22 protein-coding genes are annotated in these 23,758 nt (G+C 60.3%); 8 read left to right on the plus strand and 14 right to left on the minus strand.

The window, feature by feature from the left end; all coding sequences use genetic code 11:
- Positions 1 to 48 precede the first annotated feature (48 nt).
- Entirely contained in the window at positions 49 to 816 is a 768-nt protein-coding gene (locus CE491_RS04870; RefSeq protein ID WP_110947271.1) for an MBL fold metallo-hydrolase, read from the minus strand.
- Positions 817 to 1,077: 261 nt separating this feature from the next.
- Here CE491_RS04870 and CE491_RS04875 point away from each other — a divergent pair, with 261 nt between their 5' ends.
- On the plus strand, positions 1,078 to 2,097 hold the full coding sequence (locus CE491_RS04875; protein WP_110947233.1) for a branched-chain amino acid aminotransferase: 1,020 nt from the start codon (positions 1,078 to 1,080) through the stop codon (positions 2,095 to 2,097).
- A gap of 735 nt (positions 2,098 to 2,832) precedes the next feature.
- On the opposite strand, the gene CE491_RS04880 is transcribed toward CE491_RS04875, so the two are convergent.
- The 5 genes from CE491_RS04880 to CE491_RS04900 all read right to left on the minus strand — a co-directional run bounded on the left by CE491_RS04880 (position 2,833) and on the right by CE491_RS04900 (position 6,385).
- Positions 2,833 to 3,303 (minus strand): DoxX family protein, encoded by a 471-nt coding sequence (locus CE491_RS04880; protein WP_110947234.1) that lies wholly within the window; start codon positions 3,301 to 3,303, stop codon positions 2,833 to 2,835.
- A gap of 16 nt (positions 3,304 to 3,319) precedes the next feature.
- On the minus strand, positions 3,320 to 4,069 hold the full coding sequence (locus CE491_RS04885; protein WP_234407515.1) for an HvfC/BufC N-terminal domain-containing protein: 750 nt from the start codon (positions 4,067 to 4,069) through the stop codon (positions 3,320 to 3,322).
- Entirely contained in the window at positions 4,060 to 4,896 is an 837-nt protein-coding gene (bufB, locus tag CE491_RS04890) for an MNIO family bufferin maturase (RefSeq protein WP_110947235.1), read from the minus strand. Before bufB ends, CE491_RS04885 begins: the two co-directional genes overlap by 10 nt.
- 56 nt (positions 4,897 to 4,952) lie before the next feature.
- On the minus strand, positions 4,953 to 5,222 hold the full coding sequence (locus CE491_RS04895) for a BufA1 family periplasmic bufferin-type metallophore (protein ID WP_110947236.1): 270 nt from the start codon (positions 5,220 to 5,222) through the stop codon (positions 4,953 to 4,955).
- Between the two features lie 257 nt (positions 5,223 to 5,479).
- Complete coding sequence (locus tag CE491_RS04900) at positions 5,480 to 6,385, minus strand: LysR family transcriptional regulator (protein ID WP_110947237.1); 906 nt, start codon at positions 6,383 to 6,385, stop codon at positions 5,480 to 5,482.
- A 123-nt stretch (positions 6,386 to 6,508) separates the two neighbouring features.
- Here CE491_RS04900 and CE491_RS04905 point away from each other — a divergent pair, with 123 nt between their 5' ends.
- The gene (locus tag CE491_RS04905; protein ID WP_110947238.1) at positions 6,509 to 7,267 is read left to right on the plus strand and encodes an SDR family NAD(P)-dependent oxidoreductase; all 759 of its coding nucleotides are present in this window, start codon (positions 6,509 to 6,511) and stop codon (positions 7,265 to 7,267) included.
- A 126-nt stretch (positions 7,268 to 7,393) separates the two neighbouring features.
- Here CE491_RS04905 and CE491_RS04910 read toward each other — a convergent pair whose 3' ends face one another.
- The 4 genes from CE491_RS04910 to CE491_RS04925 form a co-directional block, all read right to left on the minus strand.
- Positions 7,394 to 8,323: an AEC family transporter gene (locus tag CE491_RS04910; RefSeq protein WP_110947239.1), complete on the minus strand. Its 930-nt coding sequence runs from the start codon at positions 8,321 to 8,323 to the stop codon at positions 7,394 to 7,396.
- A 246-nt stretch (positions 8,324 to 8,569) separates the two neighbouring features.
- A complete protein-coding gene (locus CE491_RS04915; RefSeq protein ID WP_234407516.1) occupies positions 8,570 to 8,881 on the minus strand; it encodes an RcnB family protein in 312 nt (103 codons plus the stop codon).
- Between the two features lie 68 nt (positions 8,882 to 8,949).
- Positions 8,950 to 9,273 (minus strand): RcnB family protein, encoded by a 324-nt coding sequence (locus CE491_RS04920; protein ID WP_110947240.1) that lies wholly within the window; start codon positions 9,271 to 9,273, stop codon positions 8,950 to 8,952.
- A gap of 185 nt (positions 9,274 to 9,458) precedes the next feature.
- Positions 9,459 to 10,316 carry an SDR family oxidoreductase gene (locus CE491_RS04925; RefSeq protein WP_110947241.1) on the minus strand — a complete coding sequence of 286 codons (858 nt, stop codon included), beginning with the start codon at positions 10,314 to 10,316 and terminating at the stop codon, positions 9,459 to 9,461.
- A gap of 86 nt (positions 10,317 to 10,402) precedes the next feature.
- On the opposite strand from CE491_RS04925, the gene CE491_RS04930 reads away from it, so the two are divergent.
- Positions 10,403 to 10,825: a winged helix-turn-helix transcriptional regulator gene (locus CE491_RS04930; protein WP_110947242.1), complete on the plus strand. Its 423-nt coding sequence runs from the start codon at positions 10,403 to 10,405 to the stop codon at positions 10,823 to 10,825.
- Here the strand turns inward: CE491_RS04930 and CE491_RS04935 are convergent.
- The 4 genes from CE491_RS04935 to CE491_RS04950 form a co-directional block, all read right to left on the minus strand.
- Positions 10,820 to 11,428 carry an FMN-dependent NADH-azoreductase gene (locus CE491_RS04935; RefSeq protein ID WP_110947243.1) on the minus strand — a complete coding sequence of 203 codons (609 nt, stop codon included), beginning with the start codon at positions 11,426 to 11,428 and terminating at the stop codon, positions 10,820 to 10,822. The two genes, CE491_RS04930 and CE491_RS04935, sit on opposite strands and share 6 nt — an antisense overlap.
- A gap of 196 nt (positions 11,429 to 11,624) precedes the next feature.
- Positions 11,625 to 12,851, minus strand: coding sequence for a c-type cytochrome (locus CE491_RS04940; protein ID WP_110947244.1), 1,227 nt, complete (start codon positions 12,849 to 12,851; stop codon positions 11,625 to 11,627).
- Positions 12,848 to 14,611, minus strand: coding sequence for a GMC family oxidoreductase (locus CE491_RS04945; RefSeq protein WP_110947245.1), 1,764 nt, complete (start codon positions 14,609 to 14,611; stop codon positions 12,848 to 12,850). The genes CE491_RS04940 and CE491_RS04945 overlap by 4 nt, the downstream gene beginning before the upstream one ends.
- A gap of 6 nt (positions 14,612 to 14,617) precedes the next feature.
- The gene (locus tag CE491_RS04950) at positions 14,618 to 15,364 is read right to left on the minus strand and encodes a gluconate 2-dehydrogenase subunit 3 family protein (protein ID WP_110947246.1); all 747 of its coding nucleotides are present in this window, start codon (positions 15,362 to 15,364) and stop codon (positions 14,618 to 14,620) included.
- Positions 15,365 to 16,053: 689 nt separating this feature from the next.
- On the opposite strand from CE491_RS04950, the gene mrdA reads away from it, so the two are divergent.
- From mrdA to CE491_RS04975, 5 genes are all read left to right on the plus strand, one after another.
- The gene (gene mrdA / locus CE491_RS04955) at positions 16,054 to 17,988 is read left to right on the plus strand and encodes a penicillin-binding protein 2 (RefSeq protein ID WP_110947247.1); all 1,935 of its coding nucleotides are present in this window, start codon (positions 16,054 to 16,056) and stop codon (positions 17,986 to 17,988) included.
- A gap of 276 nt (positions 17,989 to 18,264) precedes the next feature.
- On the plus strand, positions 18,265 to 19,986 hold the full coding sequence (poxB, locus tag CE491_RS04960) for a ubiquinone-dependent pyruvate dehydrogenase (RefSeq protein WP_110947248.1): 1,722 nt from the start codon (positions 18,265 to 18,267) through the stop codon (positions 19,984 to 19,986).
- 500 nt (positions 19,987 to 20,486) lie between these two features.
- On the plus strand, positions 20,487 to 21,338 hold the full coding sequence (locus tag CE491_RS04965; protein WP_110947249.1) for a MurR/RpiR family transcriptional regulator: 852 nt from the start codon (positions 20,487 to 20,489) through the stop codon (positions 21,336 to 21,338).
- Between the two features lie 58 nt (positions 21,339 to 21,396).
- Positions 21,397 to 21,951, plus strand: coding sequence for a D-alanyl-D-alanine dipeptidase (gene ddpX / locus CE491_RS04970; RefSeq protein WP_110947250.1), 555 nt, complete (start codon positions 21,397 to 21,399; stop codon positions 21,949 to 21,951).
- A gap of 216 nt (positions 21,952 to 22,167) precedes the next feature.
- Complete coding sequence (locus tag CE491_RS04975; RefSeq protein ID WP_110947251.1) at positions 22,168 to 23,724, plus strand: ABC transporter substrate-binding protein; 1,557 nt, start codon at positions 22,168 to 22,170, stop codon at positions 23,722 to 23,724.
- Positions 23,725 to 23,758: the final 34 nt, after the last annotated feature.

The following is a 23,758-nucleotide window of genomic DNA, read 5'->3' on the forward strand; positions in this document are numbered from 1 at the left end:
CACCGCCGGCAAGCCGTGCTGCCAAAGGTTTCGATCCTCGAGATCGATTCAGTCGAATTTCTTCAGATACGCGTCCGTCAGCTCAATCAGGCGATCGCGGCCAAAGCTCTTACAGTGGCCGCCGTGAACCACGCGCGCGGGCAGTCCGCGCAGGCGCTGCATGGTACGCACGTAATCGTCGATCGAGGAGTGAGCGAGGTTGTCGAGCAGTTCGCCGTCATAAATGGCGTCGCCGGAAAACAGCGTCTGCGTCGACGCTTCCCAGAGGCCGATGCTGCCGGGGGAGTGTCCGGGCAGATGCAGCACCTCGAAATGTCGGTTGCCCAGGTCGATCACATCGCCTTCTTCCAGCGTGCGAGTGACATTGGCGGCCTGGATTTTCCAGCTGTCGAGATCGTAATCAGGGGAGGGCAGCGCACTGATGATTGGCCCCAGCCGTTCGCCGCCAAGAGTCGCGAGGCTGAAATCAGTGGGATCGAAGTCCGCTTCGACCAGCGTGAAATAGCCATCCGAACCGCGCAGTCCGTCTGCTTCGGCACTGTGCACCAGGCATTCGTCGAACTCGTGATGACAACCGACGTGATCCAGGTGTACATGGCTTGCCACCGCGCTGATGCGCTGGCCGAACAGGTTTTTCGCCGCTTCGCGCAAACTGCAGATGCCCATGCCGGTGTCGATCACTACATCCTGGTCACGCCCGCGAATGTGCCAGATGTTGCAGCGCAGCCAGGGCGTGACGTGGGGTTCGGTGATCAGCGTGATGGCGTCATCGATCTTCTCCAGCGAATACCACTGGTCTGCGACTTTCCTGAGCATCGCCTGCACCTCGATCAACGGGAACGGCTGCCAGATTCGCAGGTTGGAGGTTTTTTTTGAAGCGCTTTTAAGGACGGCTTGCGACGCGCCGGCAGTTCTTTTTCGAGTCGCGAGCGTCGGAGGCGGTTTGTCCGGCAAAAAATCAGTAATATGGCGCAACATCGGTGAAGGCCAGTTCCTCCGCCGAGCCTTCACGACCATATTTGATGAAACGCCAGCTCCGCGAACGCCGGGCGCGCTGGCCAGGAAATAGAGGGTGTCATGGGTAACGAAAGCATTAATTGGGACAAGCTGGGTTTCGACTACATCAAGACCGACAAGCGCTACCTGGCTCACTGGCGCGACGGTGAGTGGGACAAAGGCACCCTGACCGAAGACAACGTGCTGCATATCAGCGAAGGCTCGACCGCGCTGCATTATGGTCAACAGTGTTTCGAGGGCCTTAAGGCCTATCGCGCCAAAGACGGCTCGATCAACCTGTTCCGCCCGGACCAGAACGCTGCGCGCATGCAACGCAGCTGCTCGCGTCTGCTGATGCCGCACGTTCCGACCGAACAGTTCATCGAGGCGTGCAAGGAAGTGGTGCGCGCCAACGAGCGTTTCATTCCTCCGTACGGCACCGGCGGTGCGCTGTACCTGCGTCCGTTCGTGATCGGCGTGGGCGACAATATCGGCGTGCGTGCAGCGCCGGAGTTTATCTTTTCGGTGTTCTGCATTCCGGTCGGCCCTTATTTCAAGGGCGGGATGAAGCCGCACAATTTCGTGATTTCCAGCTACGACCGCGCGGCGCCGCAAGGCACGGGTGCTGCGAAGGTGGGTGGTAACTACGCAGCGAGCATGATGCCGGGCAGCGAGGCCAAGAAGCATGGTTTTGCCGATGCGATCTATCTCGATCCGCTGACTCATTCGAAGATCGAGGAGGTGGGTTCGGCCAACTTCTTCGGGATTACCCATGATGATCAGTTCATTACGCCGAAGTCTCCGTCGGTGCTGCCGGGAATTACTCGCTTGTCGTTGATCGAGTTGGCCGAGAGCCGTTTGGGCTTGAAGGTCACGGAAGGCGAGGTCTTCATCGATAAGCTGGATCAGTTCAAGGAAGCCGGCGCTTGTGGTACGGCGGCCGTGATTACGCCGATTGGCGGGATCAGTTACAAGGACAAGTTGCACGTGTTCCACAGTGAGACTGAGGTGGGGCCCGTGACTCAGCGGTTGTACAAGGAGCTGACGGGGATTCAGTCCGGCGAGATCGAAGGGCCTGCGGGTTGGGTTGTTAAGGTTTGAGCTGGAGTGAAGTGAACGCTTCTCAAGAAAACCACCGCCTTTGTGCGGTGGTTTTTTGTGGGTGGCTGCTTGGGCTTGGGTGAATATCCGAGTGGTTTCGCTCTTATAGCGAGTCACTTGTAAAAAAGCGCCAAGTGACCAAGGGCTTTTGCTCCTGGTTTGGCCTGCAGCCAAGTCGCGATTTGTATCGCCTGAACTATTGCGCTAGAAAAGCAAAAGCTCGCTGGCTGGAGCTGACGCCCCTCGCATTTCTCGGCTGAACGCAATTCTTCGTTACATCCCCCAATCTGCTGTAGGAGCCAGCTTGCTGGCGAGCGAGGGATGTCAGATAACGCATTTGTGATTGGCCCACCGCATTCGCTGCCGTCGTAACCTCCGACGTCGCCCACACGTTCTGCGGCGTACGGGGATTTAGCGTAGACGCGCTTTTCCTGTAGCAGTCCGGCTTGCCGGCGGCAGCGATCTCACGGACGTCACCGCCGGCGCCAGCCTGCGCTTTCAGGAGCACGAGTTCCGCACTCCCAGCCGATGGCCGCCAGTTCACCAGCCAAGGGAGAGTCCGGCGACGCTGACGATCAGCCAGGCGGATTGCGTGCCGATGTGCTGAACAGCAGGGCATGCGCATGTTTGCCCAACTGTAGGAGCGCGCTTGCCCACGAACGCATCTGCAGACCCCTCAGGGGCCTCTGATCTATCGCATTCGCGGGCAAGCGCGCTTTACGGCTGGGGCGGTATTTAACGGATACCCAACGGGCGATCCAGCGACAGCGCTCCACCGCCCTTGGCAATGATGATCAGCAACAACCCCGCCCAGCTCAGGTGAGTGGCCCAGGCATCGGGGTAGACGAAGATCTCGATTACCAGCGTCATGCCCAGCAGGGCGAAGGCCGATAACCGCGTGAACAGTCCCAGTATCAGCAGCACCGGGAACAGGTGCTCGGCATACGCCGCCATATGCGCGGCGATGTCCGGCGGGATCAGTGGCAGTTTGTATTCATTGCTGAACAGGTAATAGGTGCTGTCGGTGACAGTCAGGAAACCCTCGACCTTGGTCCTTCCCGACATCAGGAATATCCCGGCGATGGCAAGGCGTGCCAACAACGACAGCCAGGAATCGGTGATCAAAAGATGGAGGCGATCGGCCAGGCTATTCCAGACCGATCGTGGCGAATGTTGACAGGGGGTTTGGGTAGGTAAGGCGTCCATGGCGTTCTCCAATGGATCAAGAAGGATCGGTCGCGGCGAACACATCCGCGCGGACCAATCGGGTAAGCAGTTCGAGAATGTCCAGCGACGGCTGAATGTCGCTGGCGTGTTGGGCGGCTTGCGCCAGCGGTTGCCCAATGGCGCAGGCGTCAAGGAATGCACAGCCGCCGATGTCCAGCGCCTGCCAGCTGACAGCGCCGCCGCTGCGCACCAGCAAGGCACCTTCACCGTGCCAGTCGAGCTGTTCAGGCATTTGTAGCCCTTCACGGTTATGGCGCCAGATGCTGAACACCGGCTGATCGGCGAACCACACCCAACGTGCCGCCGCCCGTGGCGTGAGCTTCAGCGAAGCCAATCGTTCGCGGGCAAGACTGGCGATCCGTGTGACGTCGATACCGGGCTGATCAACCGCCGTGTGGCATTGGGTCCATAGCAGGTCGAGCCGTGCCACGTTGCCCAGATAAGGCAATGCCTGCGCATGCTCGAAATGATCGAGAAACCCCGGGAATTCACTGCCGTGATAAAGCAACCGGGCGTCGACAGGAACGGACCGTCGCCCATGGATCGCTGCAACGGCACCCAACCAAGTCCTGCCGACCAGGCGCTCTACGGTGGGGAAATTGGCGAGAAGCGCATCCACCGCGCCCTTCATCACCGTGTTGCGGTACACCGTGAAGCCGGGTTGTTCGGTCGGCAGGCCAAGGCAACCCCCCTCGGGGTCGTACAGCGCCTCGACGAAGGCGTCCTGAAACGCACTCAGTCGCACGGCGATGCCTCCAGCAGCGACTGCGCCCGGTCCCGCTCCAGCAGTAGCTCGCCGAAAGGCGGGATATGCTCGTCGCGCTCGATCAGCGTCGGTCGTGGACCCACGCGTCGAATCAGCCGCCGATACAACGCCCACACCGGCTCTGCGACCGGCGCATCGTGGGAATCAATCAACAGCGACGTGCCGCCGGGATCGACGCTGTGTCCGGCCAAATGAATTTCCATGATCGCGTCACTCGGAAATGCATCGACATAGGCGTTGGCGTCGTAACCCATATTGTGGGCGCTGAGAAACACGTTGTTGATGTCCAGCAACAGACCGCAACCGCTGCGGCTGCTCAGCTCGGCGAGAAACTCGATTTCACTGAACTGGTGACCAGGCAGTTGCAAGTAATGGCTCGGGTTTTCGATGGCGATCCGGCGCCCGAGACATTCCTGCGTGCGCTGAATGTTATCGATGATCCGATGCAAGGCGTCCTCGGTGCGAGGAAAGGGCAGCAGATCGGCGTGGTATTGCCCCCGCCAGGTGGACCAGGCGAGGTGCTCGGAAATGAGGGCTGGCTGAACCCGTTCGGCGAGGGCCTTGAGCCGCTTGAGGTGTTCGCTGTCGGGCGCGCAATCTGCCGCCAGGGACAGGGAAACACCGTGCAACGAAAGCGGATGGCGACTGCCGATCGTCTCCAGCCACGCCAGGCGAGGGCCGCCGTCGATCATGTAGTTTTCCGGATGGACTTCGAACCAGAGACCCCGAGCGGCGCAGTCATACGCCGCCTCGTAGTGATCGGCCTTGAGGCCCAGTCCGGCACCCAGTGTGAGTGATGTGTTCATGATCGACGCCTGCCCTTGCAATGTGTTTTACCGTTCAGCTTTTCGCGTGTGACCGGTTACATCGGGGTCAGCGAGCCGGTGCCGTGCGGCGTCTTGATGGAGGTGCAGGTGCCCGCCGGGACATTCTTCCAGGCGTCGCCCTGATAGTCGGTTTTCGAGGTGCCTGCACAGGTGGTCCCAGCGCCGGCCTTGCAGTCGTTCTTGCCGGCCATGGACACGCCGTAGCATTTTTCCATGGCCGGGGCCGAACCTGTTTCAGCTGCGTTGACCCCGGTGGCGATGGAAGCGAAGGCCAGAGCGACGGCGGCGAGTTTGAGGTTGTTCATGTGGATCTCCAGTTACCTGATTGAGGATGTTTGCAGCACCTGCGTGAGGTCACGCCGTGCGACAGGTCCGAACGTTAGTTCGAGGTAGAAATGAGCGCGAGTGTGATGTCGTGCCATTTTGTGTCTACGCCAACCTGCCGATCATGGGCCCCGGGATCTGCGTGTCAGCACACGCTGTGCATCAGAACCGAGAAGTAGCTCGCTGCAGATCCAAAAACGGTTACAGGCCTTCACACATATTTTTCAGCGGCAGGGAATCAGGCAGTCACGCCGTATTCGAGCAACAGGTTTTCCAGCCAGTCCATGAACACCCGGCAGCGCTGTGGCAGGTGCCGACGATGGGCATAGAGCAATGAAACCGGCATCGGTGCAGGCTGGTAGTCGGGGAGGATTTCCACCAGTTCGCCGCGACGCAGGTGATAGACGTTGGACAGGCGCGGTATCTGCACGATACCCAGGCCGCCGAGGCAAGCGGCCTCGTAGGCTTCGATGTAATTGACCGTGATGCTGCTGGGCATCGGCACCTGATGGTCCTTGCCGTCGCGGTGATATTCGAACGTGGGGTGGCTTGCGCCAAAGGCCGAGACATAGTTGATGAGCCGGTGCTGCTGCAGGTCTTCCAGGGTCTGTGGCACGCCGAAGCGCTCGGCGTAATCGACGCTTACACAATTGATCATGCGGAAGTTGCCGACCTTGCGCGCGACCAGCGTGGTGTCCGGCAACTCGCCGACGCGCATGACGCAGTCGAAACCTTCGCGCACCAGATCGACCCGACGGTCGGTGCTGCTGATTTCCAGTTCGATCAGCGGATGCCGATCAATGAAATCACTCACCCGTGGCATCACCAGCCTGCGCGCGACAGCCGTCGGCATGTCGACCCGCAGGCGCCCGCTGAGCACGGCATTGTCCTGCCGAAACAGGCTTTCCAGTTCATCCATTTGCGCCAGCAGATCCTTGCTGCGTTCGTACAGCGCCTGGCCGTCCGGGGTGGTCTGGACCTTGCGCGTGGTGCGCTGCAGCAGACGGGTGCCGAGCAACTGCTCAAGGGCGCGAATCTGCTCGGACACACTGGAGCGCGGCAGCCCCAACGCATCGCTGGCAAGGGTGAAGCTGGAAAGCTCCGCGACCCGGACGAAGGTCTTGAGCAGATCGAGTTTATTCATGGTGTTAGATCCATTGTTCGCCGATGTCGATCAGTCATATCGAGACAGGCGGGTTTATCGGGAAGCATGGCGAACAATACAGTGCTGCTCACTGACTGAATACAGCCACTGGAGGTAGCAATCATGGGTAACAAAATCGCGATCATTACCGGCGCCAGCCGTGGCTTGGGCAAGAGCACCGCGCTGCATCTGGCACGCCAGGGCGTCGATATCATCGGCACGTATCACAGCCGTGATCAGGAAGCGCGGAGCGTGGTAGAGGAAATCGAAGCGCTGGGCGGCAAGGCAAAAATGCTGCAACTGGACGTCGATGACAGCAGCCTTTTCGAGAACTTCGCGACCCAGGTGTCGGCTTTGCTCAGGGCCTATTTCAAGGCCGAGCGCTTCGATTTTCTGGTGAACAATGCCGGCATCGGCTTGTACGCCAGCTGCGCCGAGACCACCGAGGCTCAGTTCGATCAGCTGATGAACGTGCATTTCAAGGGGCCGTTTTTTCTGACGCAGAAACTGTTGCCGCTGATTGCCAACGGCGGACGGATCGTCAATATCTCTTCCGGTCTGGCGCGTTTCTCGCCGGTCGGCTATGCCGCTTATGCTTCGATGAAAGGGGCTATAGAGGTCTGGACTCGCTACCTTGCCAATGAACTGGGGCCGCGTGACATCACCGTGAATTCACTGGCTCCCGGTGCGATCGAGACTGACTTTGGTGGTGGTACCGTGCGTGACAATCCAGAGGTGAATGCCTGGATTTCGTCCAATACGGCCCTTGGGCGCGCCGGTCTGCCGGATGATATCGGCGCGGCGGTTTCGATGTTGCTGGGCGAGGGCGGCGGCTGGATTACCGCACAGCGCATCGAGGCATCGGGTGGGATGTTTGTCTGATCGCGCATGATTTGTAGGAGCGCGCTGGCCCGCGGTAACTCCCGTTCAGCGGGCGCGGTAGTCACTGGACGTGCGCTATCGCGAGCCAGCGCCTCCTGCAGGGCGTTAGCTTCACCTGATATTGATTCACCCGTTGATGTAATAAATGCACAGCGACAACGTCACCAGCGATCCCAGGGTCGAAATCAGGATGGTGCTGGACACCACAGAGGCCTCACGCTTGTAGTATTCGGCGAGCATGAACGGCCCGGTGCCAGTGGGCAGTGCACTGAGCAGTAAGGCGGAGTTGGCCCACAGCGGCGGCAGGTGAAACACCTTGAAGGCCAGAAACCAGGTCAGCAGCGGGTGGGCGATCAGTTTGATCAACACCAACAGGCTGGTGCCGTGGCGTGGGCCTTGTTGTTTCTGGGCCAGGAACAAACCCAGGGAAATCAGCGCACACGGCGTGGTCGCAGCGCCCAACAGATTCAGGAACTTGTCCAGGGCGCCCGGCAGCGGCATCCCGGTTGACGCCCAGCACGCCCCGAGAATCGGCGACACCACCAGCGGGTTCTTCGCCAGCGCCCCCAGCACCTTGATCACGATGCGGTGCACATGGGCTTCGCTCTGCAAGCCGATTTCGATGCACACCAGTGCAATGCCGAACAGCACGCACACCACCAGCAGCGAAGCGATCAGCGCGGGCTCCAGGCCACTCTGGCCCAGCACCATCACGCACAGCGGAATGCCGATATACCCGGTGTTGGCGTAAGAAGCACTTAAGGCATCGATGCTGGCATCGGCGAAATGCCCGGCCTTCTTGCGCCGCAGCAGCAAGGTGACGACGAACATCACCATCGTCGAAAGGGTGAACACCAGCACGAAGCCGGGGTGCCAGATCTGCGCCCAGGTGGCGGTCGCCGTCGCGGTGAATAACAGCGCCGGCAAACAGAGCCAGACCACCATACGGTTGATCTCCGACGCGGCGGTAGGGCCCAGGCGATTGGTGCGACGACACAGATACCCGACCAGGATCAAGGCGAAGATTGGCAACAGGACATTCAAAACGGAAGACATCGGACCTCGGCCTTGGCTTTTTGAAGCGGAAGCGCTGACGATAGGCGTGTAAGGATACACCTTGAAACAAGCGGCCAAGATTAAAGTCGGAAATCGTTAGCGTCCAACCTTTCTCGTCATCGAGCGTGGATTTTTTATCGTTGCCAGGGTCTGTGTCAGCCCCGTTCCAGAGCGGCCGGGCTGATGGAGGAGCAGGAGGGGGATGAGTGCCCGAGCGATGTCGGGCACTGAAGAGGTGCGCTGCGGTTATTTCCTGGCGGGTGCGATGTCGAGAATCTTGCCGTTGTCGATCTCCACCAGCGCGTATTTGTCACTGATCTGCACCCACTGGGTGTTTTCCTTTGGCGCCGTCAGGCCCTTTTTCTGCCAGTCCTTGATGCCGACGCGTTCCTGCTTGTAGAGGTCGGGCGCGGTGTCACCCACCTTGAAGTGTTTGTTGGTCGTCTCCGCCTGAACGGTTTTGCTGGAGGTCGCCTCGGCTGCCTGGACACCCAGGCTGGTGCCGGCCAGGCAGGTCATCACGGCCGCACAGGCCATCAATGTTTTCAGGTTCATCATCATCAACTCCTTCTGCTTTTCCTTCGGTCAGCCCGCTTCCAGGGCCGTTTCGCTGTCTGTGGGCAGCGTTATTTTTTCACCGGGGCTTTCTTCACCGGGACAATGTCGGTGATCTGACCGTTGGTGGTTTGCACTTGCACATATTTGTCGTTGATCTGTACCCACTGGCTTTCCTTGGCCGGTTCGTGCAGGCCTTTGGCCTTCCAGTTGTGGATCGCTTCACCTTTGCGCTGGAATTTTTCAGGCACGCGCGAGCCTTTTTCCAGATCGTCTTTGTTGTCTTTGGAGGGTTGAACGGTCTGCGCTGGTGCGTCGTCGGCGCGTACGGCGAAACTGCTGAGCGAAACGCAGCTCAGAATCGCCAGACCTGCGATGAGCGATTTGCTGTTCATTCGAAGCTCCTTATCCAGTGCTTAATGCGCTGTCCATAAGCTCCGACCGTGATTCGAGCCGATCATTCAGTTGTTTTGCGGCGAACAGCGGCGGCTGCAACGCGGATACGCCTGTAGCAGGACGGCTTGCCGGCGATGATAGTCTCACCGCTACCGCCGGCAAACCGTGCTGCGACAGGGCACGGTCAGGACTGCAAAACACTGGTGACGTTCGTCGCCAACGGCGTCGTCGCCCTGGCGATCAAGGTGCTCAGCTGCCGCCCGTCATCGAACAGCGCGCCCTTGGCTGCTGCTGCATCGGAGTTGGCCAAGAGTTCGGCGACGAACTCGGGTAACCCGGCTTGCAACAGCGCGGCCTTGTACTGTGCCTCAGGTAAATCGGTGTAGGTCACGGTTTTGCCGGCCTGACGCGAAACTTCCGCCGCAAATTCACTGAGGGTATAGGAAGTGTCGCCGGCCAGCTCGTATACCTTGCCCGCCTGAGGCGCGCTGGCCGTCAGCACTGCGACGGCGGCCGCAGCGTAATCGGCACGGGCGGCGGAACTGATTCGTCCGTCACCGGCGCTGCCAAAGTGCGCGCCGTGGGCAAGGTCGCCAGCAATGCCGGCCGTGTAGTTTTCGTGATACCAACCGTTGCGCAGTACCACTGAAGGCAGGCCGGACGCCTTGAGTGCTTCTTCGGTCTGGCGATGTTCTTCGGCCAGTCCCAACAACGACGTGTCGGCATGCAGCACGCTGGTGTAGCCCAGCAGCTTGACGCCTTCATGCCTGGCGGCGTCAATCACTGCCTTATGCTGTGCCACGCGCTGGCCGACTTCACTGGAGGAGATCAGCAGAATCTTTTCCGCGCCGACGAAGGCACTTTCCAGGGTATTGGGTTGCGCATAATCAGCCTTGCGAACCTGCACGCCGAGGGCCGCCAGATCCCTGGCTTTTTCAGGGCTGCGCACGGCAGCGACGATTTGCGAAGCGGGGACCTTTTCCAGCAGTTGCTCGATGACCAGACGGCCGAGCTGACCCGATGCACCGGTGATAACGATCATGATGATGTTCCTCAGTGGTAGTGAATGTGTGCTCAGCATAGAGGGCATGCTAACCTTTCGTAAGTACGTACAAAAAGGTAAGTGTCATGAGCGATATTGTTACCCCCTCCGCAGAGAACGTCTCGCTGCTCGAACGCATCCGCCTGGGTGAAGTTCTGGCGCGGGATTGCCCCTCTCGCGAGATTCTCAATCACGTCTGTAGCCGGTGGGGCGTGCTGGTGCTGGTGGTGCTGCTGGGCGGGATGCACCGTTTCAGCGAGTTACGGCGCAAGATTGGCGGGGTCAGCGAGAAGATGTTGTCGCAAACCCTACAGAGCCTGGAGCAGGACGGTTTCGTCGACCGCAAGGCGTTACCCGTGGTGCCGCCCCATGTCGAATACACCCTCACGCCCATGGGCCGGGAGGTGGCCCTGCAGGTCGACGGCTTGACCACTTGGATCGAGCAGAACCTGGCGCGAATCCTCGAGGCGCGCCAAGCTCGAATGCCCGAAACCCTCGACCAGTCATAGCGTGGCGGCAAGCTCGACGGCGGCCAGCGTCGCCGCCTTGCGCGACTCGGCATCGACGTCGGGGCCAAGCAGGGTCTTCTCGATGATGATGTTGAATTGCTCATCGATGCCGACCATTTCACTCCACGTCGTCAGGTAGGCAACCTGGTGCTCGGCGCGGTCCAGCGGTGCGCCGCGGGCAGCGACGACCACCACCTTGCGCCCATCGAGCAAGCCGTTCAGGCCGCGCTCATCGAAGCTGAACAACAGGTCTTTCTGGCTGACCACATCGATCAGGTGCTTGAGCTTGTAGGGGATGCCGAAATTCCACATCGGCACGCCGAACAGAATGATGTCGGCCTTGATGAAGCGTTGCGCCAGTTCGCGGATCTGCGCCCAGGCTTCTTTCTGCTCCGGCGTGCGTTCGACACCCTGAATCCCGGCGTATTTGGCCTCCAGTACGGCGCCGTCGAATTCCGGTAGGGGTTCATTCCACACGTCCAGCGTGTCCACCGTGGCGATGGTGTGCTGAGCCTGCCAGGCATCGATGAACGCTTTGGCGACTTCGATGGAAGCGGAGCGTTGTTTGCGGGGCGAGCTTTCGATATAGAGCAAGTGCGGCATGAGCGTGGCCTCTGCGTGATGGGTGTTTGAGCATCAGTGATAGCAGAAGACTGCGAAGGCGGCGGGGCGGTTGCATCTGACTGCGGACTCGATCCAGGGGCGCCACCGCTGGCAAGCCCTGCTGCTGCAGAGTGCCAGCCCATAAAAAATGCCCGACCCCATTACTGGGGCCGGGCATTTTTTCAACGGGCGGCGATTACTTCGGCGTTAACGCCTCACGCACGTCTTTCACGTCGGCGCTGGACACCGCAGGCGCGGCGTTACCCCATGTATTGCGCACGTAGGTCAAGACGTCAGCGACGTTGTCATCCGACAGGTTCCAGCCGAATGCTGGCATGGCCGGGGCGGTCGGCGCTGCGTCGGTGGCGCCCGCACGACTGCCTGACAACACCACGCGAATCAGCGACGACGGGTCGTTGCTGTTGATCAGCGGGGCCTTGGCCAGTTTCGGGAAGAGGTTGGCTGCGCCTTCACCGGTTGGCGTATGACACGCCGAGCAACGGTCGGCATAGATCGCCTTGCCTGCCACCATCGACGCATCGGTGGCCGCGACCGGCTTGGCCGCGTCTACCGGCTTGGCGCCGTCTTTCAGATAGACCGCAACGGCCATCAGGTCCTGGTCGTTCCAGTGCTGCGACGAATGCTCGACCTCTTCGGCCATTGGCCCCGAGGCGATGTCGAAGCGGTTGGCGCCGGTCTTCAGGTACTTGACGATGTCGTCCTCGTTCCACGCCCCAAGGCCGTCATGGCCGGTGGAGGTGATGTTCGGCGCGACCCAGTTCTGCAGGTTGGCGCCCATCAGGAACTGATCGCTCTTGTCACCCCCGGTCAGGTTCTTCGGCGTGTGACAGGTGCCGCAATGGCCGAGGCCTTCGACCAGGTACGCGCCGCGGTTCCATTGCTCGGACTTCTGCGGATCGGCCTTGAATTCGCCTTCCTTGAAGTTGAGCAGGTTCCAGCCGATCAGGCTGGTACGCACGTTGAACGGGAAGGGCAGCTGGTTGGTTTCGACCTTGGTGTCCACCGGCTCGACGGTTTTCAGGTAGGCGAAAATGGCCAGGTTGTCCTCGCGCAGCACCTTGGTGTACGCGGTGAACGGCATCGCGCCGTACAGGCGTTTGCCGTCCAGACCGTGGCCCTTGGACATGGCGTTCTGGAAGTCTTCGAACGTCCAGCGACCGATGCCATTGACCGGGTCAGGGGTGATGTTGGCGCCAAGCAGCTTGCCAAACGGCGTATCGAGCACCACGCCACCGGAAAACAGCGGTTTACCCGGCAAGGTGTGACACGCCGTACAGTCGCCGACGGTGGTCAGGTAACGACCTTTTTCCACCAGATTGTAGGAATCGGCGCCGGTCGCAGCATGCGCCATCGACACGGACAGCCCGATAACACCCGCACAAACAGTCAGAAGAGTCTTCATACGCTGATCATCTCCCCTGGACGCTTGAGGTAGCGGGTACGGATGGCATCCGCCGCCTTGAATGCCAGCGCCGCCACGGTGCCGGTCGGGTTGTAGCCGGGGTTCTGCGGGAACGCCGATGAGCCCACCACGAACAGGTTCGGCACACCCCACACCTGCAGGTATTTGTTGACCGAACTGTTCTTCGGATCGGCGCCCATGATGAAGCCACCAACGATATGCGAGGACTGATACGGCGAGCTGTTCCAGTGGCCGGTCTGGGCGCTGGGCACCATCTGCCGCGGGTTCATGCTCTTGGCGATTTCACCGACCTTACCGGTGACGTACGCGGCCATCTTGCGATCGTTCTCCGGGAAGTCGAAGGTAATGCGCAGCAGCGGACGGCCGTGCGGATCCTTGTAGGTCGGGTCCAGGGACAAGTAGTTGGTGCGGGTCGCGTAACTGCTCGCCTCACAGCCGATGGACATGGTGCTGGCGTAGTTCTTGACCGTGGCCTTCTTCCACTCCGATCCCCAGGCGGGCGCGCCGGGTGGGAGAGGGCGCGAGTCGATGGGCGCGGCGCCGATGGGCGTTACCCGGGTGCTGCCGCCGCCAACGAAACCCAGACCCGAGTGGTCGAAGTTGTCGTTGTTGAACTCGTCGATGCCCATGCCGATGGCACCACCGCCAATGAATGGGTTGAAGTTCTTGTCATCGAAGAACATCCGCACGCTGTTGGCGGTTTGGTAGGCGTAATTGCGGCCGGTGGTGCCGGTGTTGGTGACCGGGTCATACGGCTGGCCGACACCGGACAGCAGCATCAGGCGCACGTTTTCGAAGATGAAGGCGCTGATCACCACCAGGTCGGCGGGCTGTTCCCATTCTTCGCCGTTGGAATCCATGTAGACGATGCCGGTGGCGCGTTTGCCACTGCTGTCCATGGTCACGCGCAGGACTTCGCAGTTGGTCATGGCGGTGAAGTTCGGTTTGCGGATCAGCACCGGTAGAACGGTGGTGATGGCGCTGGCCTTGGAGTAGTTGGCGCAACCGTAGTTGGTGCAGAACCCGCAATAGGTGCACGGGCCCATGGCCACGCCCAGGGAGTTGACGTAGGGCCGCGAGACCAGCGCCGACGGCACCGGGAACGGCTTGTAGCCAAGATTCTTAGCGGCTTCGGCGAACAGCACCGGAGCGTAGGTTTGCTCGGTCGGCGGGTTGGGGTATTCCTCGGAACGCGCGCCTTCGAAGGTGTTGCCGCCTTCCTGGATCACCCCCTTGATGTTGCCGGCTTTGCCCGAAACGCCGGCCAGGCGGTCGAACTTGGTGTAGAACGGCTCCATTTCTTCCCAGTCGGTGCCCCAATCCTGCAGCGTCAGTTCCGGTGACAGTTCCTTGCCGTAGCGTTCGGTCAGGTAGCTGTGCAGACGGAATTCATGAGGCTGGAAGCGGAAGGTGATGCCCGCCCAGTGGTTGCCCGCGCCGCCGGTGCCGTTGCCGGGGTGAAAAGAACCCCAGCTGCGCATTGGTAGCGCTGTCTCGGTGACGCTGTTGCGAATGGTCGTGGTGTTTTGCCGCGTGCGCAGCATCAGGTCCTGACGACGGTTGTAGCGCAGTTCGTCGGCCGCCGATGCAACGTTGAAGTCTGCGGCGGTATCGCGCCAGGGGCCGCGTTCGAAACCAATAATCTTCAGTCCTTCATCGGCCAATTCGTTGGCGATGATGGATCCGGCCCAGCCGAGCCCGACAACCACGACATCCGTGGAAGGTAATTTTTTTGCCATGTCGAATTAACCCTTCTTGGTCCAGGCGGAGCTGCCGGAAATGGAGAGCGGCACCAGGTTCAGCTTCTGGTTATGCAGACCGATATACTCGCGGTAGTCGTACCGGGCACCGGGGAAGCCGATCATTTTCCACGACACCATGTCGCGGTTGCCGCCATAGACCGGGTCGGCAAAGAAGCCTTCCATGGTATTGCCCAGCACTTGCTGGAAAAACAGTTTGGCGTCGATGCCGTCGAGGGCGATCTCGCCTTTATCCAGGCCGGTCAGCACCTTGTCCTGTTCTTCGGGCGCCAGGGCGCTGAAGCTCTTCTGGTACTGCTTCTGGCAATAACCTTCAAGCCCGGCCAGGCCCAGGCGATAGCGCTGGCGTGGCACCAGCTCCGACTGATCGCCTTGCATCGGCGTGCCTTTCTCGAAAGGACCCTGCATGTAAAGGCGGCTGAAGGTGCCGTATTCGCCGGCCAACTGACGGTCGATGAACACCGCGCAACCGGCGTCCTTGCCGCTGACGCTCAGGTCGTCGGCGGGGATCAGCCGGGCGACGATGGCTTCCACCGCGCTGGCCTCGGCGGCAGTGAAAAATTGCCAGCCGGGGGTGTCGTAGTGCATCGGACCGTTATGGTCGAAAGGCACCCACGCGGGAACCCCGACAACGGTAGCGGCCTTGGCCGTGGCGGCAGCACCGACGGCCAGCGTGGTTGCCGAGGACTTCAGCAACTGGCGGCGGGTCAGGCCTTTGGATTTCTCTGTCATTCAAGGCTCCTGCGAACGCGACTGTTCAAGGGGCCAGCACGAGCATGGTCCGCGAACAGGCGGGGTCGTAAGTGTGTCTCACGGGTTGGCTCGACAGGCGAGGTGTCGAGCGGGCATTCCTGCGGCGCGGGTGTGACATCAGGTCTCTGGCAAGCCAGCATGCGAAAGGCGCACGCTAGGCGGGGAGCTACCATGACCGCTGGTCATCTTTTTCACGCCAAGAGCAATCATAGATGTGTTACTGACTATTGCATCCAGTCATTTTGGTAAATGACTGTTGCGAAAACCGTAACAATGTTTTTCTGACGGGGTAATACTTGTTAATCGACAGCCCGGGTTCACAAGCGTGCTGTATCGCTAGGGCGGTTGTGGTGAAGGCGTTTCATGGCAGGGCGTGTATTGAATCTGCACGACAGTGCAGATCTGCATCGATTCCAAAGCGCAATACCTGCGCTGGTGGCTATCTGACCATTAAAAGGTTTTCTGTAACAAAATGCTCTTCGAACTGCATACCGAGTGGTGCCGCTGTTAGGGCACCCCTCGACGTTTTATTCGAAGATGACAGGATTTTCATGAAGAACGGTCCATGAAGCAGGGCGCTTCTTGGTATGGTGCACGCCATTTGCGTCCTGACCCCCTCCCGCGGACGCAGTGTGTGCCGTTCACATCTTCACCGAGTAGCTGTAGAAATGCCTGATCCCATACCGTTAAAGGACCATGAGAAGGAGACCCGGCTGGTCAACAAACGGTTGATCGCCTGTGCGCTCCTGGTCGTTGCCCTCAGCATTGCGTTGGTTTGCCGGATGTATTTCCTGCAGGTCACCGAGTTCGCCTATCACTCGACCATCTCCGAAAACAACCGCGTCCACGTCTTGCCGATTCCGCCGGAACGCGGGCTGATCTATGACCGCAACGGCGTGATCCTCGCCGACAACCGTCCCAGCTTCAACCTGACCATGACCCGCGAGCGGGCAGGGGACTGGCACGCGGTGATCGACACCCTGATGCAGATCCTCAACCTGCCCGACGAAGACCGCATCGTCTTCGACAAGGCGATGAAGAACTCGCCGCACCGCTTCGTGCCGGTCACCCTTCTTTATGAGCTGACCGAAGAGCAGATCGCTCTGCTTGCTGTCAATCAATTCCGCCTGCCGGGTCTGGATGTCGAGGCGCAGTTCGTTCGCCACTACCCCTTGGCTGAGCATTTCGCGCATTCGATCGGCTATGTCGGGCGGATCAACGAAAAAGAAGCCACCCAGCTGGATCAGGTGGAGTATCGCGGCACTCAGTCCATCGGCAAGACCGGCATCGAACGTTTCTACGAAAACGAACTGCACGGCCATGTCGGTTACGAAGAAGTCGAGACCAACGCCCAGGGCCGCGTGCTGCGAGTTCTCAATCATCACGATCCGGTGGCCGGGAAAAGCATTACCCTGAGCCTGGACATCAAACTGCAGGAAGCCGCCGAAGAAGCGCTGGGCGACCGCCGCGGCTCGGTGGTGGCGATCGATCCGGCCACCGGCGAAGTGCTGGCGATGGTCAGCAAGCCGAGCTTCGACCCGAACCTGTTCGTCACCGGCATCAGCTTCAAGGAGTATTCGGCCTTGCGTGATTCGGTCGACCGGCCGCTGTTCAACCGCGTGCTGCGCGGCCTGTATGCGCCGGGCTCGACCATCAAGCCTGAAGTGGCCATCGCCGGGCTGGACAGCGGGGTCATCACGCCGTCGACCCGGGTCTTCGATCCGGGCTACTTCCAGCTGCCGGACTTCGATCACAAATACCGTAACTGGAACCACAGCGGCGACGGCTGGGTGGACCTGAACGCGGCGATCATGCGTTCCAACGACACCTACTTCTATGACCTGGCGCACAAGTTGGGCATCGACCGCCTGCACGATTACCTGACCATGTTCGGCATCGGTCAGAAGGTCTCACTGGACATGTTCGAGGAGTCTGCGGGGCTGATGCCGTCGAAGGAGTGGAAGCGCATCACGCGGCGCCAGGCGTGGTTCCCCGGCGAGACGGTGATCCTCGGGATCGGTCAGGGCTACATGCAGGTCACGCCGCTGCAACTGGCCCAGGCCACCACGCTGATCGCCAACAGGGGCGTGTGGAACCGCCCGCATCTGGCCAAGGAAATTGGCGGCGTGCCGCCAGTGGACGAGCATCCGATGCCCAATATCGTGCTGCGTGATTCCCGAGAGTGGGATCAGGTCAACAATGGCATGCAGTCGGTGATGCACGACCCGCGCGGTATCGCCCGCGCCGCGGCCCAGGGTGCGCAATACCGAATCGCCGGGAAAAGTGGTACGGCGCAGGTGGTGGCGATCAAGCAGGGCGAGCGCTACAACCGCGACAAGACGCTTGAACGGCACCGCGACAACGCCTTGTTCGTCGGTTTCGCACCGGCTGCCAATCCGAAAATCGCGGTGGCAGTGATGATCGAGAACGGCGAGGCGGGCGGTCGTGTGGCGGGTCCGGTGGTCCGGCAGATCCTCGACGCCTGGCTGCTGGATCAGGACGGCCATCTCAAACAGCAATACGCCACGCCGAATGCCACGCCGGCCAACCCCAAAGTGCAGATCGCCGCGCCGAGCAAGGCCGTGGTGCAGCCGCCGGTTTGAGTGCGGCGGTGCCAGGCAGGCACAGTTGCCCGAGGGAATGAGCTTGCTCGCGAAAGCTGAGTCCCGGGCGCTGCAGTTGATGCGGATGTACTGGGCCCTTCGTGAGCAAGCTCACTCCCACGGGTTCTGCGCCAGGCAATCCATTTGCGCTGGGCCAGCGATAGCACATCCTGACAAGCACTGAACTGTGACCAGCGCTACGGGTCGATTTGAAACGACGCACGATGCAGCCTTTGGCTTCGTGCGGCCCCTTCGACTCGACAAGGAACCTGCCCCATGTCCAGCAGAACCATCGCCGACTACCTCGCGCAAACCCTCGCTGCAGCCGGCGTCTCGAAAATCTGGGGGGTCAGCGGCGATAGCCTGAATGGTCTGACCGACAGCCTCGAACGCCTGGGCAAAATCAAGTGGATGCACACCCGCCACGAGGAAGTGGCCGCGTTTGCCGCCGGTGCCGAGGCCGCCGCCACCGGCAAGCTCGCGGTCTGCGCGGGTAGCTGTGGCCCCGGCAATCTGCACCTGATCAACGGCCTGTACGACTGTCATCGCAGCCGCGTTCCGGTATTGGCCATTGCCGCACAGATTCCGTCCTCTGAAATCGGCCTCAATTACTTTCAGGAAACCCACCCGACCGAGCTGTTCAAGGAGTGCAGCCACTTCGTCGAAGCGGTCAGCAGCCCTGAGCAATTCCCGCGGGTGCTGGAGCGAGCCATGCGTGCCGCGATCAGTGAGGGGGGCGTGGCAGTGATCGTGATTCCGGGCGACGTTGCCTTGCAGCCGGCCCCGGACATCAAGCCAGCCTGGGTCGATGTCGGCCCTGCGCGGGTGATCCCGGCGGAGAAGGACCTGGAGCGTCTGGTAGAAATTCTCGATAAATCCAAGGCCGTGACCATTCTGGCAGGCGCGGGCTGTGCCGAGGCTCATGATCAAGTCGTGGCGCTGGCGGAAAAGCTCTCTGCGCCGGTGGTTCACGCGCTGCGCGGCAAACAGTACATCGAATACGCCAACCCCTTCGACGTGGGCATGACCGGGCTAATCGGTTTCAGCTCCGGCTATCACGCGATGATGTCCTGCGACACCCTGGTGATCCTCGGCAGCAGCTTCCCGTACCGTAATTTCTACCCTGAAAAAGCCAATATCGTTCAGATCGACATCGACCCCGCAGCCCTCGGCCGGCGCGTGCCGCTGACGCTGGGCCTGGAAGGCGGGATCGCCGAAACCGTCGTCGCGCTGCTGCCGAGGATCAAGGCGCACACCGATCGCAAATTCCTCGACAAGGCACTGGACCACTACGCCAAGGCCCGCGAAGAACTCGACGAGCTGGCCACGCCGTCGGCCCAGGGCGAGCCGATCCATCCGCAATACCTGACGCGCATGGTCGACGCCTACGCTGATCCGGACACGATCTTCACCGTCGACGTCGGCACGCCAACTCTGTGGGCCGCGCGTTACCTGACCATGAACGGCCAGCGCTCGCTGCTGGGTTCGTTCAACCACGGTTCGATGGCCAACGCCATGCCTCAGGCCCTTGGCGCGAAAGCGGCGTTCCCTCAGCGGCAGGTAGTGGCGTTGTGTGGTGATGGCGGCCTGTCGATGCTGATGGGGGACCTGCTGAGCATTCGCCAGCTCAACCTGCCGATCAATATCGTGGTGTTCAACAACAGCTCGCTGGGCTTCGTTGCCATGGAAATGCAGGCCAGCGGCTATGTGCCCCATGACACTGATTTCCACGCCACCAATTTCGCCAATATCGCCATCGGCGCAGGGATTCTCGGGATACGCGTGGAGGAGTCCGCCGACCTGCCTAACGCGCTGAAAAAAGCTTTCGAACATCCAGGGCCCGTGGTGCTGGATGTGGTCACCGCGAAACAGGAACTGGGTCTGCCTCCGAAGATCAAACTGGCCCAGGCCAAGGGCTTCAGCCTGTTTACCTTGAAAGCGGTGATGAGCGGCAAGGCGGATCAGATACTGGAGTTGGCGAAGACCAATCTCCGGTAATTCCAATGCGGGCGCGCCATCGTCCCGTTCAGAAGGCCGCGCCTCGCTCTACCTCGCGACTGATGACCTGTGGGAGTGAGCTTGCTCAGGAGGACGTTGGCACATCCGCTGTATCTCCGTTGGCTGAGACAACGCTTTCGTGAGCAAGCTCACTCCTACAGGTGCCGCAAGGTCTTGAGCAAGCTCATCCCACAGGTGCTCCAAGGTCTTGATCAAGTTCACTACCACAGGTGCCCCCAGGGTTGTGAGATTGACCGAGTGTCAATATGGCGGCAGGTACAACCGGCATTGATTTTTTGCGACTCTTTTCGCCCACGAAAAGTGCATTTCACCCCTGCCCGCACCATCCTGAATCACGCTATTGCCCTCTCGAAAACTGCTGAAAAAAAGCATTGTGCCAGCTTGAATCCCGATGTTATGTTGATAACATCATGTTACGAAATGACTCCCTGATAACATTTCTTTGGCTCGCGCCTACAGGCCTTTACAGTGGATTTTCCATGGAACAGCGTCCTTTTCTCGATACGTTGGAACAGCGCTTCAGCGACCTGACGCCGACGGGCAAGCGTATCGCCGGGTATCTGCTGGCCAACCCGCAGAAGCTGCCGTTCGAGACCGCCGACAGCATTGCGCAACAAACCGATACCACCGGTATTTCGGTAGGGCGCTTTCTGCGTTCGCTGGGCTATCGCAATATCGATGACGTTAAACAGAGCCTGCGCGGCGACGGCGCAAATCCTTGGGTGATTACCGATCGTCTCGGCGCGTTTCGCGAGCAGAGCACCCACGGCGACGCACTTGAACGTTCGATGAACCGCGAGCTCGAAGCCATTCAGCGGGTCTACGCTCTGGCGCGCAGCGAAACCTTCGCGCGCATTGTCGAGCGCCTGTACAGCGCCGATGCGGTGTTCATCGTCGGTATCCAGACCACCCGCGGCATTCTCAATGCGTTCTTCACCCACCTCGAATACATCCGGCCCAAGGTCTATTACGTCGATGGACTGTCCGGGACCTACGCTGAATCGCTGAACTCCCAATTCGAAAATCCCTACGCCGTCATCGCCGACTTCCGTACCTATTCAGCCGTCGCGAGAACCTTTTGCGAGGTTGCCCACCAGCAAGGGCTGGCCATGGCCTTCATCACCGATTTTCACTGCCCGTGGGCGCGGGATTTTCCGACCGATCTTTTGCAACTGGACGCTGACGTGGGCCAGTTCTGGGATTCTCTGGCGCCGCTGACCTGCCTGTTCAATCTGATGGTGTCAGCAGTGGCCGAGAAATATGGTGATCGACTCGATCAACGCCTGGCGAAAAACCGTGAGCTACAACAACTGTTCGGTCAGTTCGAATGACCCGGACGGTAAGAGAACCTGCGCGTGATGAACGTGTTTCTGATCTGGAGTGTTTTACGTGAATAGCCCCCTCGTCGAAGTCGATGCTCAGGCGTTGCAGGTCGAAATCGATCTGATCTACGCCGGGGTCGACAACCTCGCCGGCAAGCCGATTTACCAGGATCCGCGTTGCCTGTTGCATCGCGATGCCGAGGCTTGCCTGCGCAAGGCCAGCGTCCTGGCACGTCAGGCCGGCCTGCGCCTGCGCATCTTCGATGCCTATCGCCCGCCCTATGCGCAATACCTGCTGTGGGAGGCGCTGCCCAATCCGGAGTATGTCCGCGACCCGAGTCTGGGTTCGCACCATAGCCGGGGCGTAGCCGTGGACCTGACCCTGATCGACGCAGCCGGCAAGGCCCTGGACATGGGCACCGGCTTCGATGACATGCGCGAGCAGTCACACCCGTTTTTCGCCGACCTGCCAGCCGAGGTACAGCGCAACCGGCTGTTGCTGCTGGGGATCATGCTCGCTGGGGGATTCACCTACATCGACAGCGAGTGGTGGCATTACGAATTGCCCAACGCCGACCAATACGCGTTGATCGACGATGGTTCGATCCGGCCGGCAAGCTGACCGAACGCGCTTGTAACCGTGACGCCTGACCGGGACGAATATGAATCCCGGCTGAATCTGGTAACGACCTGGCTCTGAAACAGAGATCCGAAGAGAAATCTGAACAGAGCAGGCCATGCCATTTCGGAGCCCCCAGGCTCCGAGTTTTAACTGCCCGGTATAGCTTCAATAAAAAACCTGACGAACTTCCATACATCGAATGATCAAGGAACCGGCATGAAATCAATCGTGACTCCCCGCAAGCTGGCGATGGCAGTTCTCTGCACCGCCATGGGTCTGGGTGCCTGGCAGTCAGCCAGCGCGGCCGTGGCCCAGGACACCCTGATGATCGGCAAACCGTCCGATCCGCAGACCCTCGATCCGGCCGTGACCATCGACAACAACGACTGGACCGTGACGTATCCGGCTTACCAGCGCCTGGTGACCTACAAGGAAGAGAACGGCAAAGGCAGCACCGAAGTCGCCGGCGAGCTGGCCAGCAGTTGGTCCACCTCTGCGGACAACCTGACGTGGGAGTTCAAGCTCAAACCGGGCAACAAGTTCGATGACGGCGCCGAGGTCAACGCTGAAGCGGTGAAGTTTTCATTCGACCGCGTGATGAAACTCAAGCAAGGCCCGTCCGGCGCATTCCCGGATGACATGACGGTGTCGGTGGTCGATCCGCTGACCGTCAAGTTCACCCTCAAGGCCCCTTACGCGCCATTTCTCTCGACCCTGGCGCACAACGGCGCGGCGATCATCAACCCGGATGTCGCGAAGAAACCCGAAGGCGCCGAAGCCTACCTGTCGAACCACACAGCAGGTTCCGGCGCGTTCAAGCTGATCAACTGGCAGAAAGGCCAGGCCCTGACCATGGAGCAGAACAACTACTACGCCGGCCCCAAACCGACGCTGAAGAAAGTCGTGGTCAAGATCATCGGTGAGGCCTCGGTGCGTCGTCTGCAACTGGAGCACGGTGATCTGGACATCATCGAAGATATGCCCGAAGACCAGCTCGAAGCGCTGGGCAAGAAGTCCGGCGTTGTCGTCGGCGATTACCCCTCCCTGCGGGTGACCTTGCTGTACTTCAATACCCAGAAGGCGCCGATGAACAACCCGGATGCACGCCGCGCGGTGGTCGAATCACTGGATTACGACGGCATCATCAATGGCATTCTCAAAGGCAAGGCCAAGCCGCTGAATGGGCCGATCCCCCAGGGCATGTGGGCGTACGACGAGAAGCTGCCGCCGTTCAAGCAAGACCTTGGCAAGGCCAGGGACGATCTGGCCAAGGTCTCGCCGAAGATCAGCGACCTGACCTTCATGTACTCCGACAAGGACCCGAACTGGGAACCGATCGGCCTGACCCTGCAAGCCGGTCTGCAATCGTTGGGCGTGAACCTGAAGATGGAAAAACTGGCCAACGCCAGCATGCGTGAGCGCCTGGGCAGCGGCGATTTCGACGTCGCCATCGGCTCCTGGAGCCCGGACTTCGCCGACCCCTACATGTTCATGAACTTCTTCTTCGACTCGAAGCTGAAAGGCTTGGCGGGTAACCGCTCGTTCTACGACAACCCGGCGGTGGACAAGCTGATCCGCGAGTCGGCAACCACCAACGACATGGCCAGGCGTACCGAGCTGTATCAGCAGGCACAGAAGATCGTGCTCGGCGACAGCGTCTACGCCTACCTGTACCAGAAGGCCTATACCGTACCGATGAGCGACAAGGTCAAGGGTTACGTGTTCAACCCGATGTTGGAACAAGTGTTCAACGTCGGCACGATCACCAAGTAAGTCGTAGTTGTTCAATCGGCCCTGCAGCGGACGC

Origin of the sequence: Pseudomonas bohemica (genome assembly GCF_002934685.1) — a bacterium.
GTDB lineage: Bacteria > Pseudomonadota > Gammaproteobacteria > Pseudomonadales > Pseudomonadaceae > Aquipseudomonas > Aquipseudomonas bohemica.

Coding starts and splice junctions, on each gene's coding strand:
- CE491_RS04870 (WP_110947271.1), bottom strand. CDS start 816: ATGCTCAGGAAAGTCGCAGACCAGTGGTATTCGCTGGAGAAGATCGAT.
- CE491_RS04875 (WP_110947233.1), top strand. CDS start 1,078: ATGGGTAACGAAAGCATTAATTGGGACAAGCTGGGTTTCGACTACATC.
- CE491_RS04880 (WP_110947234.1), bottom strand. CDS start 3,303: ATGGACGCCTTACCTACCCAAACCCCCTGTCAACATTCGCCACGATCG.
- bufB (WP_110947235.1), bottom strand. CDS start 4,896: ATGAACACATCACTCACACTGGGTGCCGGACTGGGCCTCAAGGCCGAT.
- CE491_RS04895 (WP_110947236.1), bottom strand. CDS start 5,222: ATGAACAACCTCAAACTCGCCGCCGTCGCTCTGGCCTTCGCTTCCATC.
- CE491_RS04900 (WP_110947237.1), bottom strand. CDS start 6,385: ATGAATAAACTCGATCTGCTCAAGACCTTCGTCCGGGTCGCGGAGCTT.
- CE491_RS04905 (WP_110947238.1), top strand. CDS start 6,509: ATGGGTAACAAAATCGCGATCATTACCGGCGCCAGCCGTGGCTTGGGC.
- CE491_RS04910 (WP_110947239.1), bottom strand. CDS start 8,323: ATGTCTTCCGTTTTGAATGTCCTGTTGCCAATCTTCGCCTTGATCCTG.
- CE491_RS04915 (WP_234407516.1), bottom strand. CDS start 8,881: ATGATGAACCTGAAAACATTGATGGCCTGTGCGGCCGTGATGACCTGC.
- CE491_RS04920 (WP_110947240.1), bottom strand. CDS start 9,273: ATGAACAGCAAATCGCTCATCGCAGGTCTGGCGATTCTGAGCTGCGTT.
- CE491_RS04925 (WP_110947241.1), bottom strand. CDS start 10,316: ATGATCGTTATCACCGGTGCATCGGGTCAGCTCGGCCGTCTGGTCATC.
- CE491_RS04930 (WP_110947242.1), top strand. CDS start 10,403: ATGAGCGATATTGTTACCCCCTCCGCAGAGAACGTCTCGCTGCTCGAA.
- CE491_RS04935 (WP_110947243.1), bottom strand. CDS start 11,428: ATGCCGCACTTGCTCTATATCGAAAGCTCGCCCCGCAAACAACGCTCC.
- CE491_RS04940 (WP_110947244.1), bottom strand. CDS start 12,851: ATGAAGACTCTTCTGACTGTTTGTGCGGGTGTTATCGGGCTGTCCGTG.
- CE491_RS04945 (WP_110947245.1), bottom strand. CDS start 14,611: ATGGCAAAAAAATTACCTTCCACGGATGTCGTGGTTGTCGGGCTCGGC.
- CE491_RS04950 (WP_110947246.1), bottom strand. CDS start 15,364: ATGACAGAGAAATCCAAAGGCCTGACCCGCCGCCAGTTGCTGAAGTCC.
- mrdA (WP_110947247.1), top strand. CDS start 16,054: ATGCCTGATCCCATACCGTTAAAGGACCATGAGAAGGAGACCCGGCTG.
- poxB (WP_110947248.1), top strand. CDS start 18,265: ATGTCCAGCAGAACCATCGCCGACTACCTCGCGCAAACCCTCGCTGCA.
- CE491_RS04965 (WP_110947249.1), top strand. CDS start 20,487: ATGGAACAGCGTCCTTTTCTCGATACGTTGGAACAGCGCTTCAGCGAC.
- CE491_RS04975 (WP_110947251.1), top strand. CDS start 22,168: ATGAAATCAATCGTGACTCCCCGCAAGCTGGCGATGGCAGTTCTCTGC.